Consider the following 12635-nt stretch of genomic DNA (forward strand, 5'->3'; position numbering starts at 1 on the left):
CGTTTCCGGCGCGCAGGATCGCGGGGCGTATCGAAAGCTGCAAGCCTGGACCGGCGGCGCAAGGAGGCGCGCTCAGTTTCCCTGGTCGGCCTCCTGGCCGGCCGCCTCCCGCAGGGCGGCCAGAAAGGCCTCGGCGGCGGGGGAAAGGGTGCGGCCGGCGCGGCGGATCAGGAGGATCTCGCGCCGGATCTCCGGCCCGGCGATGGGGGCGGCGGTGACGCCGGGCAGGCCGTCCTCAACCGCGGAGGAGGGAAGAATCGCCACGGCCAGCCCGGCGCGGGCGAGGCCGAGCGCCGTGCTCATGTAGGTCACCTCGTAGGCGGGGGTGACGGACAGGCCCTCCCCGGCGAGGGCGCGGTCCACGAGGGCGCGCACGCTGCTCTCGGGGTCCGTGAGGGCGAGCGGAAGGCCGGCGAGCTCCGCGAGGCCGATCGAGGGGCGGCCGGCGAAAGGGTGGCCGGCGGGGATGGCGGCCACCATGCGGTCCGTGATGAGGGGCGAGGCCTCCAACTCCGGGTCGGCCTCGGGATCGGTGCCGATCGCCAGCTCGACCTCCCCGGTCCGCAGCAGGGCGGCGACGCGGCGGGCCACGGCATCCCGGATGAGGACCTGGATGCCCGGCCGGCGCTCCCGCAGCCGGGCCAGGGCGCGGGGGAGAAGGGTGGTGCCGATGCTGGGGAGCGCGGCGAGGCGGACCGTGCCTACGCGCTGGGCCGCGACGTCGCGTGCCTGGGTGACGAGGAGGTCGAAGTCGGCGATCAGCCGCTCGAACTCCGTGGCGAGGCGCCGTCCCTCGGCGGTGGGGAGGGTGCCGCGGGCGCCCCGGTCCAGCAGCCGCAGGCCGAGCGCCCTCTCCAGGTCCCGCAGCTGCACGGTCAGGGTGGGCTGGGAGAGGCCGAGCGCCTCCGCGGCGCGGGTGAGGCTGCCGAGGCGGACGGTGGCGACGAAGGCACGGGCTTGGCGCAGGCTGGCTGGCATCGGGTTCCTCTATGGGACCGATCAGAAGCTTTCAATTGTTCGATGGTAGGTCCTCGGCTCAACTGCATGGCGAAGTGCGGGCGAGACCTGCCCCTTGAACGAAGATCACGAGGAAGCTGCCATGACGCTCATCGCCGGCACGCGCCGGGCCCTGCTTGCCGCCGCCGGGGCCACGATCGCAGCCCCTGCCCTGCCCCGCCCGGCGCTGGCGCAGGGGGCGTACCCGAACCGGCCGATCCGGATGATCGTGCCCTTCGCGGCGGGGACGAGCACGGACATCATGACGCGGCTGGTGACGCCGCGGATGACGGAGGAGCTGGGGCAGCCGATCGTGGTGGAGAACCGGCCGGGCGCGGGCGGGATCGTGGGTTCGGACGCGGTCGCGAAGTCGGCGCCGGACGGGTACAACCTGTGCATGGGGTCGATCGCGTCGCACTCCGTGAACGCGACGCTGATCCGGACCATCCCCTACGACGTGCTGCGGGACTTCACGCCGGTCTCTCTCGTCACCAATGCGCCGAACCTGCTGGTGGTGGGGAATGCGGTGCCGGCGAGGACGCTGCCGGAGTTCATCGCCTGGGCGAAGACGCAGCGGAGCGTGGCCTACGCCTCGGCGGGGAACGGGACCTCCTCGCACCTGGCGGGGGAGTTGCTGAAGCTGAAGACGGGGGCGCCGCTGGAGCACGTTCCCTATCGCTCCGCCCCGCAGGCGCTGACGGACGTGATCTCCGGGCAGGTGCCGATGACGATCTACCAGGTGACGGCGGTGCTGCCCTTCGTGCGGGACGGGAAGATGAAGGCGCTGGCGGCCACTTCGGCGAAGCGGCTGGAGTGGACGCCGGAGGTGCCGACGGCGATCGAGCAGGGGATCGCGGATTTCGACGTCTCCGCCTGGCACGGGCTCTTCGCGCCGGCCAACCTGCCGGCACCGGTGCTGGAGAGGATCTACGCGGCGCTGAACAGGGCGCTGACGGATGCGGCGCTGCGGCCGAAGCTGGTGGAGCAGGGGCTGGAGCCGGTGGGGATGCCGCCGGCGCAGTTCCGGCCGTTCCTTGAGGGCGACATCGCCAAGTGGCGCGAGGTGATCCGCGCCGCCGACATCAAGGCGGACTGATGCCCCTTCCTTCCGAAGAACCGATCCTGCGGATCGGGTGCGGCTCCGGGTTCTCCGGTGACCGGATCGACGCACCCATCCCCGTGGTGGCGGCGCTGGCGCGCCTGGGCGGGCCGGCGGCGCTGATGCTGGAGTGCTTGGGCGAGCGGACGCTGGCGCTGGCGCAGGGGGAGCGGCTGAAGAACCCGGAGCACGGCTACGAGCCGATGCTGGAGGCGCTGCTGCGGCCGATCCTGCGGACGTGCCGGGAGCACCGCATCTCGGTCGTGACGAATGGCGGAGCCGCTAACCCCCGCGCGGCGGCGCGGGCGGTGCTGCGGCTGGCGGCGGAGCTGGGGATCGAGGGGCTGCGCGTGGCCGCCGTGGTGGGGGACGACGTGCGGGGGACGGATGCCCTGGACGACCTCGCGCCGTGGGAGGGCGAGCCGGGCGCGGTGATGGAGAAGGAGAAGGTGATCGCGGCCAACGTTTATCTCGGGGCGCGGCCGATCGCGGCGGCGCTGCGGGACGGGGCGGAGGTGGTGATTACCGGGCGATGCTCCGACCCGGCGCTCGCGCTGGGGCCGATGATCGCGCATTTCGGCTGGGCGGAGGATGACTGGGACCGGCTGGCGGCGGGGACGGCCTGCGGGCACCTGCTGGAGTGCGGGAGCCAGGTGACGGGCGGGTATTTCGCCGATCCCGGCGTGAAGGACGTGTCGGGGATGGCGGAGATCGGCTTTCCCATCGCGGAGATCGACGCGGAGGGCGGGTTCACGATCACCAAGCCGGAGGGCACGGGCGGGCTGGTGGATCTGCGGACGGTGAAGGAGCAGCTGCTCTACGAGATCCACGATCCCGCGGCCTACCTGACGCCGGACGTGGTGCTGGACATCACGGGGGTGGAGCTGGAGCAGGAGGGGCCGGACCGGGTGCGCGTGCGGGGGTGCCGGGGCAGGCCGAGGCCGGAGCGGTTGAAGGCCACCGTCTCCTTCCCCGGCGGTTGGCTCGGCGAGGGCGAGATCTCCTATGCCGGGCCGAACGCGCGGGCGCGGGCGGAGCTGGCGGGGCGGACGCTGCTGGAGCGGGCGCGGAACCTGGGGCTGGAAGGGCGGGCGCGACTGGACCTCATCGGTGTGGCGAGCGTGCACGAGGGCGATTCCGGGGCGCTGCGCGGGGAGCGGCGGGACGAGCCGGCGGAGGTGCGGCTGCGGCTCTCGCTGGCCACCGAGGCGCGGGCGCCGGCGGAGCGGGCGACGCGGGAGGTGCTGGCGCTGCTGTGCTGCGGGCCGGCGGGCGGCGGCGGGGCGAGGATGCGGGTGGTGGACCGGGTGCGGACGCTCTCCTTCCTCGTGCCGCGGGAGCGGGTGCATCCGGTGGTGGAGTTCGTGGCGTGACCCTGCACCAGCTCGCCCATGCCCGTGCCGGGGACAAGGGGAACCGGCTGAACATCGGGCTCTTCGCGCGGGATCCCGCGGACTACCCGCATCTTTCGGCGGAGGTGACGGAGGCGCGGGTGATGGCGCTTTTCGCGCATCGCGGCTGCACGCGGGTGGTGCGCTACGACCTGCCGCTCCTGCACGGGTTCAACTTCGTGCTGGACGACGTGCTGGAGGGGGGCGTGAACGGGGCGCTGAACCTTGACGGGCACGGGAAGACCCTCTCCTTCCTGCTGCTGGGCATGGAGGTGGCGCCGCCGGGCTAGGGGCGGCGTTTACCGGTTCTCAATCCGGAACGGGGATCAATCGGGCGGCCCGCAGGGACGCCTCCATGACCCGAATCTTCGGTTGCCTGACCGAGCGCCACGATCCGCTGACCGTCGCCATCGCCGCGGCGATCTGCCTCGCGGCCGCCCTCGCCGCCGCGCTGCTGCCCCAGGCAGGCAACCAGGCGCGCGACCGTGCGCGGCGGCAGGCGCGCGGCCGCGCGGGGTTGGGCGGGGCGTGGGTCCGCCCGGCCCTGGCCGGCGCCACCCTCGGAGGCGGCGCCTGGTCCACGCATTTCCTGGCGCTTCTCGCCTATGATTCGGGACTGCCGACCACCTACGACCCCGGTTCGACGGTTCTCTCGGCGTTGGTGGCCTCGCTGGGCGGCGCGGCGGGGTTCCTGATCTGGTCCAGGGCGGCGGCGGGCGCCTGGCTGCGGCCGCTCGGCGGCGCGGTGGCCGGGCTCTCGGTCGCGGCCATGCACTATCTCGGCATGGCGGCGCTGCAGCTGCCCGGGCGCGTCACCCACGAGCCGTGGCTGGCCGCCGTTTCCGTGCTGCTCGCCGCCGGGCTGGCGGCCCTGGCGCTGGACGTGCTGCGGCCCGATGTGCTGCGACCCAATTTGCTTCGGCCGGGGGCGGCCCTGGCCCGGCGCCTGGGGGCGGCGGGGCTGCTGCTCCTCTCCGTCGTCTCGCTGCACTTCACCGGGATGGGGGCGGTGGAGGTGTGGCCGGACCCGCTGGCCGCCGCGGCGGGGGCCGGGATGCCGCGGCCGCTGCTCGCGGCCATCGTCGTCACCGGCACGGCCGGGGTTCTGGCGGCGGGGCTGGCGGTGCTGGCGATCGAGGCGCGGCTGGGCGCGGCGGCGGAGATGGCGGAGGCGGAGCGGCTGCGGCACCTGGCCGACGCCGCCTTCGAGGCGCTGGCCGTGGTGGACGAGGCCGGGCGGATCACCGATTCGAGCAGCCGCCTGGGCGCCCTGACCGGGCTGCCGCGGGAGGCGATGCTGGGTGCCGAGTTCACCGCGCTGCTGCGGGAGGAGGACCGGGCACATGCCTGGGAGATGCCGCAGGTGGTGCTGGCCAGCGGCGTGCCGGTGGAGCTGCACCGGCGCGCGATGGAGACGGGCGGCGGGCCGCGCACGGTGGTCGCGCTGCGGGACCTGCGGGAGCGGCTGGAATCCGAGAGCCGCATCCGGCACCTGGCGCACCACGACACGCTCACGGGCCTGGGCAACCGGGCGCAGATGATGCAGCGGCTGGAGGAGGAGCGGTCCCGCGCCGACCGGACCGGGGCGGCCTTCGCGCTGCTCTACCTGGACCTGGACCGCTTCAAGCCGGTGAACGACGTGCACGGCCACGCCGCCGGCGACCGGCTGCTGCAGCAGGTGGCGGACCGGCTGCGGGATTCCGTGCGCCCCACGGATCTCTGCGCCCGGCTGGGCGGGGACGAGTTCGTGGTGATCCAGTCCGCGGCGGGGCTGCCGGAGGCGGCGCAGGGGCTGGCGGAGCGGCTGGCTGCGCGGCTCTCCGAGCCCTTCGACCTGGGGGATGCGGAGGCGAGCATCTCTTCCTCCATCGGCATCGCGCTCTATCCTACAGATGCCGGGAGCAGCGGGGAGCTGCTGCGGGCGGCAGATGTCGCGCTGTACCGGGTGAAGGAGGGCGGGCGGGGCAGCTTCGCCTTCTTCCAGGCGGAGATGGACCGCGACCTGCGGCGCCGCCGCGCGCTGGAGCGCGAGGTGCGGCTGGCGCCGGCGCGCGGTCAGCTCTCCCTGGCCTGGCAGCCGCAGGCGGAGACGGGGACGGGCGAGATCACCGGCTTCGAGGTGCTGCTGCGCTGGAACCACCCGGAACGCGGGAGCGTGCCGCCGGACGTATTCATTCCCGTGGCGGAGGCGTCCGGCGCGATCATCCCGATCGGGCACTGGGTGCTGCGGGCCGCCTGCGAGGAGGCGGCGAGCTGGCCGCGGCCGCTGCGGGTGGCGGTGAACGTCTCCGCGCTGCAGGTGCAGCAGCCGGACTTCCCGGCGCAGGTGGCGCGCGTGCTGGAGGAGACGGGGCTGGATGCCGGGCGGCTGGAGCTGGAGATCACGGAGACGCTGCTGATCAGCGACACGGAGCGGGCACTGGGGACGCTGCGGGCCCTAAAGGAGCTGGGGCTGCGCCTCTCCCTGGATGATTTCGGGACGGGCTACTCGTCGCTGGGGACGCTGCGGGCCTTTCCCTTCGACAAGCTGAAGATCGACCGCAGCTTCGTGCGGCACATGACGGAGGACGGGCCTTCCGGCGGCATGGTTCACGCCATTCTCGGGTTGAGCCGGGCGATGGAGCTGCCGGTGGTAGCGGAGGGGGTGGAAACGGAGGCGCAGCGCGCCCTGCTGGGCGCGGCGCTCTGCGAGGAGGTGCAGGGCTACCTGATTGGCCGGCCCCAGCCGATCGAGGCCTTCGACGAGCTGGTGGGACGCGGCCCTGCCACCGCCCAGGTGGTTGACCGGGGGGCCGCCTAGGCGGCCGTCTCGGGCACCCCGGCCTCGCGCAGGGTGGCGGACTGGCGCGCGGCCAGGTCCTCCTCGCGGTAGTCGTCCACCAGCTCGTGGAAGAGCTGGTGCCAGTTCATCTCGGCGCGCAGGCGGAGGAAGACGCTGCCGAGGCCGACGGCGGCACGGTCCATGAGGACGAACTCGCGCGGGGGACGGACGCCGCCGACGCGCTTGAGGCCGGCATGGACCTCCTCCGCGACCTTGCGGCCGTATTGCGGGTCGTTCGTCTCCTGCACGGGGCGGACGCGGTCCTCCAGCAGGGGCTCGTAGAGGAAGCGGGCCCAGCGGAGGAGGACCTCCATCGTCTCGCGCTTCAGGTCCTTGAAGCCCCAGAGCTCGAAGGCGTGGGCGGCCTTGTCGTTGTCGGAGTCGCGCACCGCCTCGTAGAGGGTCAGCGTTCCCGTGATGAAGCGGGGCGGGAAGACGCGGATCGCGCCGAAGTCCAGCAGGTTGATGCCGCCGTCGCCGTGCTCGGTTCCCGGCGGGCGGACCTGGTAATTCCCGAGGTGCGGGTCGCCGTGGATGATGCCGTAGCGGTAGAGCGGCACGTACCAGGCCTTGAACAGCGCCTTCGCGTAGGCGTTGCGCTCCTCCAGCGAGGGCTCCTCGGAGAGGCGGGTGAGGATGGAGCGGCCGTCCAGCCAGCTCATCGTCAGGAGGCGCTTGGTGGTGAGGGACTGCACGGGCGTGGGCACGTGGACCAGAGGCTCGTCGCGCAGCATGAGGCCGTAGGCGCGCATCTGCGCGGCCTCGCGCTCGTAGTCCAGCTCCTCGCGCAGGCGCTCGCTCAGCTCGTCATAGACGTCGTCGTGCTGGATGGTGTTGTCCATGCGGGCGTAGAGGCCCATGGCGAGGCGGAGCTGCTTCAGGTCCGCCTCCACCACGCTCGGCATGTCCGGGTATTGCAGCTTGCAGGCGACGAGCGTGCCGTCCTTCAGGGTGGCGCGGTGGACCTGCCCGAGGGAGGCGGCGGCGGCGGCCTCGCGGCCGAAGTCGCGGAAGTTGCTCTCCCAGGCCGGGCCGAGCTCCGTGCCCATGCGGCGGCGGACGAAGGCCCAGCCCATGGGGGGCGCGTTCGCCTGGAGGGAGGCGAGCTGCTGGGCGTACTCCTCCGGCAGGGCGTTCGGCACGGTGGAGAGAAACTGCGCCACCTTCATCAGCGGGCCCTTGAGGCCGCCGAGGATGAACTTCAGGTCCTCGGCGTGCGCCGCCTTGTCGGTCTTGATGCCGAGGAAGCGCTCCCCCGCCACGCGGGCGGCGATGCCGCCGACGGCGCCAGAGGTGCGGGCCATGCGGCGGATCTCGCCGAAGAAGGTGTTCTCGCGATCAGCCATCCGCCCCGATCCTCAATTCGCGTCCAACTCGTCGATGAAGCCGGCGATCACGTCCAGGCCGCGCTTCCAGAAGCGGGGATCGGAGGCGTCGAGGCCGAAGGGGGCCAGCAGCTCCTTGTGGCGCAGCGTGCCGCCGGCGCGCAGCAGGTCGAGGTACTTCGCCGCGAAGTCCGGCACGGAGCCGTCCTGGTACACGCCGTAGAGGGCGTTCACCAGGCAGTCCCCGAAGGCGTAGGCGTAGACGTAGAAGGGCGTGTGCACGAAGTGCGGCACGTAGGACCAGTAGACGCCGTAATCCCCGGTGAAGTCGAAGGCGGGGCCCAGGCTTTCCGCCTGCACGCGCATCCAGAGGTTCGCGATCTCCTCCGACGACAGCTCGCCCTTGCCGCGGGCGTCGTGCAGCAGGGTCTCGAAGCGGTAGAAGGCGATCTGGCGGACCACCGTGTTCAGCATGTCCTCCACCTTAGAGGCGAGCATGAGGCGACGGCGGGCGGGATCCGTCTCCGCGTCCAGCATGGCGCGGAAGGTGAGCATCTCGCCGAAGACGCTCGCGGTCTCCGCCAGCGTGAGCGGCGTGCCGGACATGAGGTAGCCCTGGCCGGCAGCGAGGCGCTGGTGGACGCCGTGGCCGAGCTCGTGCGCGAGCGTCATCACGTCGCGCGTCTTCCCGTGGTAGTTCAGCAGCAGGTAGGGATGGGCCGAGGGCACGGTGGGGTGGGCGAAGGCGCCGCTGGCCTTGCCCGGGCGCAGGGCGGCGTCGATCCAGGGCTTGTCGAAGAAGTCGCGGCCGAGCGCCGAGAGCTCCGGGCTGAAGGCGGCGTAGGCGGTGAGGACCTGCTCCTGCGCCGCCTCCCAGGAGATGCTGCGGTCCACGTCGCCGGGCAGCGGCGCGTTGCGGTCCCAGTGCTTCAGCTTGTCCAGCCCGAGCCAGCGGGCCTTCATCGCGTAGTAGCGGTGCGACAGGCGCGGGTAGCTCTCCACCACGGCGGAGACGAGGGCGTCCACCACCTCGTCCTCCACCATGTTGGCGCGGTTGCGGGAGGTGCCGGGGCGCGGGTAGCTGCGCCAGCCGTCGATGATCTCCTTGTCCTTCGCCAGGGTGTTGGTGATGAGGGAGAAGAGCCGGATGTTGTCGCCGAAGGCCTTCGAGACACCGGTGGCCGCTGCTTCCCGCACGGCGCGGTTGCCGTCGGAGAGGAGGTTCAGCGCCGCCGAGACGGTCAGCTCCTCGGTCCGGCCATCCCGTGTCACGGGCACGCGCATATGGGCCACCGTCTCGTCGAAGAGGCGGTTCCAGGCGGAGCGGCCGGTGACCTCCTTCTCGTGCAGCAGCTTCTCCACCTCGTCGGAGAGCTGGTGCGGACGGAAGACGCGAAGGTCGCGCAGCCAGGGGCGCCAGCGGGCGAGGGCCGCGGAGCCGGCGATGCGGCCCTCCAGCAGCGAATCGTCCAGCCGGTTCAGCTCGAGCGTGAGGAAGAGGAGGTGGCTGCCGATGCCGGTCACCCGCTCCTGCATGGTCTGGTAGAAGCGGCCGTTCTCCGCGTTCTGGGCGTCGCCGCTGAAGAGGAGCTGCGCGTAGGACATCACGCGGCCGATGATCTCCTCGATCCGCTCGTACTCGCGGAGCGCGGCGGCCAGCGCGTCGCCGGAGAGGGAGGCGAGGCGGCCGGCATGGGCTGCCTCGAAGACTTGGGCGGCGCGCTCCGCGGCGTCCAGGTCGGCCAGCAGGGCGGGGTCGTCGGGGCGGGCGTAGAGGTCCCGCAGATCCCATTCCGGCAGGCGCTCCCCGGCCGGGATGGCGCCGATCCGGGCCTCGGTGTCGCGGGCGAGGTCCTGGAGTGGCGCGGGAGATCTGGCATTCATGCGGTCGGGACGCCTTGTGGTATCGGGATTCCTCCTCCCGATATAAGCCCGCACAGAGGCGAGCCAAGGGCGCCCGGGGCCGATGCGCGGGGCAGAACAGGGATGGGGAACGGAATGGATCAGGTCACGGACCACCCGGTGGGCGAGCGCTGGACGAGCCTGCCCGGGATGATGCTGGGTCTGGCCGCGCGCAACCCCGACGCTCCGATGATCCGCCACTGGGAGGGGGGCGGCTGGAAGCGGACGCTCTGGCGGGACTTCGCGCTCGCGGTGGCCAATGTCGCGGCGGGGCTGCGGGCGCGGGGCGTCTCGCCGGGGGACCGCGTGCTGCTGGCGATGGAGAGCCGGCCGGAGTTCCTGATCGCGGACACGGCGGTGATGGCGATCGGCGCGGTGATGGTGCCGACCTACGTGACGAACACCGTGGCGGATCACGCCCATGTGCTGCGGGACAGCGGGGCGCGCGCGGCCATCGCCGGGCGTGCGCGGCTGGCCGGGCTGCTGCGCGAGGCGGCGGGGGCGGAGCATGGCGGCGCCGGGCTGGACCTGCTGGTGTGCCTGGAGGCGGCGGAGGGAGCCGTGGCCTGGGCGGAGCTGGCGGCGGCGCCGGGCGACCTGGCGATGCTGGTGGCGGAGGCGGAGCAGATCCCGGAGGGGCGGCTCGCCTGCCTCATCTACACCTCCGGCACGGGCGGGAAGCCGCGCGGGGTGATGCTGCCGCACCGCGCGATGCTGGCGAACCGGGAGGGGGTGGCGCCCTTCATCCGGCGGCTCGGGATCTACTGGAAGGGGGAGTGCTACCTCTCCTTCCTGCCGCTCTCCCATGCCTACGAGCACACGGTGGGGGGGTTCCTGCTGCCCTCCTGCGGGCTGGAGATCGTGTTCTCGCGCGGGGCGGACCGGCTGGCGAACGAGTTCCGGGAGATCGAGCCGGCGCTCGTCACGGCCGTGCCGAGGCTCTTCGAGGTGCTACGGGGGCGCATCCTGGCGGGGCTGGAGAAGGAGAAGCCCTGGAAGCGGCGGCTCTTCGAGCGCGCGCTGGCGCTGGGGCTGCGGCGGCTGGACGGGCCGCCGCTGGGGCTTCTGGCGCGGGTTGAGGACGCGGTGCTGGACCGGCTGGTGCGGAATCCCATCCGGGCGCGGTTCGGGGGGCGGCTCTGCGCGCTGGTCTCCGGCGGGGCGCGGCTGGATCCGGACCTGTCGGGCTTCTTCCTCGCGCTCGGGGTGACGGTGCTGCAGGGCTATGGGCAGACGGAGGCGGGGCCGGTGGTGGCCGTGAACCTGCCCTGGGACAATCACCGCCGCACGGTGGGGCGGCCCGTGGAGGGGGTGGAGACACGGATCGCCGAGGATGGGGAGCTGCTGATCCGCGGGAAGCTGGTGATGGACGGCTACTGGGGCGACGCCGAGGCGACGGGCCGCGCCCTCTCCGTGCCGCCCGGTGAAGAGCAGGGCGAGGAGCGGCCCTGGCTGCACACGGGCGACGTGGGCGCGATCGACGGGGATGGGCGGCTGACCATCACCGACCGCAAGAAGGACTTCATCAAGACGCTCGGCGGCGACATGGTGAGCCCGGCGCGGATCGAGACGCTGCTGATGGCGGAGCCGGAGATCGCCCAGGCCGTGGTGGCGGGCGAGGGCCGGCCGGGGATCGTGGCGCTGATTGTGCCGGCGGAGGGCGCATCGCCGGACAAGGCGGTGCAGCGGATCAACGGCAAGCTCTCCTCGCTGGAGCGGGTGCGCAAGTGGAAGGCGGTGGACGCCTTCACGCTCGAGAACGGGCTTCTCACCCCCACCATGAAGGTGAAGCGCAAGGCCGTGCTGGAGCGGCACGCGGGGACGGTGGAGGAGCTCTACTGAGAGGCGGTCAGGTGAGCCGGGATCAGGCGGGCTCCACCGCCACGTCCACCGCGTGGCAGGCGTTGTTGGCGTAGCCTTTCGGGTTCCAGGGCGCGTCCAGCGGCTGCGCCCGGCCCCGCGCGTTCCGCGCGCGGGCGAGGATGCGGCGGCCCCCTGCCCGTTCCGGCACCCAGTCCAGCGCGAAGGGGGCCCAGCCGAAGTCGCCCTCCTGCGGGCCGAGTACAGCGGGCTTCCAGGTGGCGCCACCGTCGGTGGAGACCTCCACCGACGCGAGCGGGACGTGGCCGGACCAGGCGTGGCCGCGGACCGTGGTGGAGTGCCCCGCGCGCAGCGCCTCCCCCTCTGCCGGGGAGAGGATGTGGGACTTGACGGGCATGTCCTCGATGACCGCCATCTCCTCCGGCGGCGGCCATTCGCCGGGCGCGACGGGGCGGGCGGGGAGGCGATAGTCGTAGCCCGTCATCTTGGCGCCGTCGTGCTCCCGGTCGCGCAGGGTGATGCGGGACAGCCACTTCTGCCAGGCGGAGCCGGGGAAGCCGGGCGCCACGATCCGCAGCGGCGCGCCGTGGAGGAAGGTCAGCGGGGCGTCGTTCATGGCGAAGGCGAGCAGCGTTTCCGACGCCAAGGCCTTCCAGAGCGGCAGGCCGCGGGAGAGGGCATCGCCCGCCCCGTCCAGGGCGCGGTCCGGGCTGAAATGCGCGGTGTAGACGGCTTCCGGGCGGAGCCCGGCGGCGTGGAGCACGTCGCGCAGGCGCACGCCGGTCCAGCGGGCGCAGCCCACCGCGCCCTCGCCCCAGGGCAGGCCGTCCACGGGCTCCGTGAAGCGGTGGCGGGAGTTGCCGGCGCATTCCAGCACGGCCGTCACGCTCACGGTCTCGAAGCGGGCCCGCAGCGCCTCCAGGCCGAGGGAAAGCGGGCGTTCCACGGCGCCGTCCACGGTCAGCGCCCAGTCCTCCGCGCGCGGCTCCGGCCGGGGCAGCGCGCCGTTGTTGCGGACGAAGAAGCGCTCGACGGGCGTGAGCGGGGCGTCCAGCAGCGCCAGCGGCGTCTCCGCGTTCAGCGCCCCGTCCGGGAGGACGGTGAGGCCCTTCTTGCCCGGGCGGAGGAGGGTCTCGTTCCGCGCCGAGGCGTCCGGGGCTGCGTCCATGCGGCGGAGCCTATGCGCCCCCCCGAGGCTCCGGCAATCCCTGCGGCCCCGGCAATCCCCGAGGCTCCGGAAATCCCCGAGGCTCCGGCAATCCCTGCGGCTCCGGAAATCC

The 12635-nt window shown here is 73.0% G+C and carries 9 protein-coding genes; 5 read left to right on the forward strand and 4 right to left on the reverse strand.

Annotation, left to right across the window (positions count from 1 at the left end; all coding sequences use genetic code 11):
* Positions 1 to 72 precede the first annotated feature (72 nt).
* Positions 73 to 978 carry a LysR family transcriptional regulator gene (locus tag VQH23_RS24490; protein ID WP_338663277.1) on the reverse strand — a complete coding sequence of 302 codons (906 nt, stop codon included), beginning with the start codon at positions 976 to 978 and terminating at the stop codon, positions 73 to 75.
* Positions 979 to 1099: 121 nt separating this feature from the next.
* On the opposite strand from VQH23_RS24490, the gene VQH23_RS24495 reads away from it, so the two are divergent.
* From VQH23_RS24495 to VQH23_RS24510, 4 genes are all read left to right on the forward strand, one after another.
* Positions 1100 to 2092, forward strand: a complete 993-nt coding sequence (locus tag VQH23_RS24495) for a tripartite tricarboxylate transporter substrate binding protein (RefSeq protein WP_338663278.1) — start codon at positions 1100 to 1102, stop codon at positions 2090 to 2092.
* The gene (locus VQH23_RS24500) at positions 2092 to 3468 is read left to right on the forward strand and encodes an acyclic terpene utilization AtuA family protein (protein WP_338663279.1); all 1377 of its coding nucleotides are present in this window, start codon (positions 2092 to 2094) and stop codon (positions 3466 to 3468) included. The genes VQH23_RS24495 and VQH23_RS24500 overlap by 1 nt, the downstream gene beginning before the upstream one ends.
* The gene (locus VQH23_RS24505; protein ID WP_338663280.1) at positions 3465 to 3776 is read left to right on the forward strand and encodes a hypothetical protein; all 312 of its coding nucleotides are present in this window, start codon (positions 3465 to 3467) and stop codon (positions 3774 to 3776) included. The genes VQH23_RS24500 and VQH23_RS24505 overlap by 4 nt, the downstream gene beginning before the upstream one ends.
* Before the next feature lie 65 nt (positions 3777 to 3841).
* On the forward strand, positions 3842 to 6286 hold the full coding sequence (locus VQH23_RS24510) for an EAL domain-containing protein (RefSeq protein ID WP_338663281.1): 2445 nt from the start codon (positions 3842 to 3844) through the stop codon (positions 6284 to 6286).
* Here VQH23_RS24510 and VQH23_RS24515 read toward each other — a convergent pair.
* A complete protein-coding gene (locus VQH23_RS24515; protein ID WP_338663282.1) occupies positions 6283 to 7653 on the reverse strand; it encodes an AarF/ABC1/UbiB kinase family protein in 1371 nt (456 codons plus the stop codon). The genes VQH23_RS24510 and VQH23_RS24515 overlap by 4 nt on opposite strands.
* 12 nt (positions 7654 to 7665) lie before the next feature.
* On the reverse strand, positions 7666 to 9516 hold the full coding sequence (locus VQH23_RS24520) for a M3 family oligoendopeptidase (protein ID WP_338663283.1): 1851 nt from the start codon (positions 9514 to 9516) through the stop codon (positions 7666 to 7668).
* A gap of 114 nt (positions 9517 to 9630) precedes the next feature.
* Here VQH23_RS24520 and VQH23_RS24525 point away from each other — a divergent pair, with 114 nt between their 5' ends.
* Positions 9631 to 11376 (forward strand): AMP-dependent synthetase/ligase, encoded by a 1746-nt coding sequence (locus VQH23_RS24525; RefSeq protein WP_338663284.1) that lies wholly within the window; start codon positions 9631 to 9633, stop codon positions 11374 to 11376.
* A gap of 22 nt (positions 11377 to 11398) precedes the next feature.
* Here VQH23_RS24525 and VQH23_RS24530 read toward each other — a convergent pair whose 3' ends face one another.
* The gene (locus VQH23_RS24530) at positions 11399 to 12523 is read right to left on the reverse strand and encodes a sulfite oxidase (protein ID WP_338663285.1); all 1125 of its coding nucleotides are present in this window, start codon (positions 12521 to 12523) and stop codon (positions 11399 to 11401) included.
* Between the last annotated feature and the right edge of the window lie 112 nt (positions 12524 to 12635).

Source organism: Pararoseomonas sp. SCSIO 73927, assembly GCF_037040815.1.
Taxonomy (GTDB): domain Bacteria; phylum Pseudomonadota; class Alphaproteobacteria; order Acetobacterales; family Acetobacteraceae; genus Roseomonas.

What these genes read in the sequence shown, in the direction of transcription:
- VQH23_RS24525 (WP_338663284.1), top strand. Translation starts at nt 9,631, where the DNA reads ATGGATCAGGTCACGGACCACCCGGTGGGCGAGCGCTGGACGAGCCTG.
- VQH23_RS24520 (WP_338663283.1), bottom strand. Translation starts at nt 9,516, where the DNA reads ATGAATGCCAGATCTCCCGCGCCACTCCAGGACCTCGCCCGCGACACC.
- VQH23_RS24500 (WP_338663279.1), top strand. Translation starts at nt 2,092, where the DNA reads ATGCCCCTTCCTTCCGAAGAACCGATCCTGCGGATCGGGTGCGGCTCC.
- VQH23_RS24510 (WP_338663281.1), top strand. Translation starts at nt 3,842, where the DNA reads ATGACCCGAATCTTCGGTTGCCTGACCGAGCGCCACGATCCGCTGACC.
- VQH23_RS24515 (WP_338663282.1), bottom strand. Translation starts at nt 7,653, where the DNA reads ATGGCTGATCGCGAGAACACCTTCTTCGGCGAGATCCGCCGCATGGCC.
- VQH23_RS24490 (WP_338663277.1), bottom strand. Translation starts at nt 978, where the DNA reads ATGCCAGCCAGCCTGCGCCAAGCCCGTGCCTTCGTCGCCACCGTCCGC.
- VQH23_RS24530 (WP_338663285.1), bottom strand. Translation starts at nt 12,523, where the DNA reads ATGGACGCAGCCCCGGACGCCTCGGCGCGGAACGAGACCCTCCTCCGC.
- VQH23_RS24495 (WP_338663278.1), top strand. Translation starts at nt 1,100, where the DNA reads ATGACGCTCATCGCCGGCACGCGCCGGGCCCTGCTTGCCGCCGCCGGG.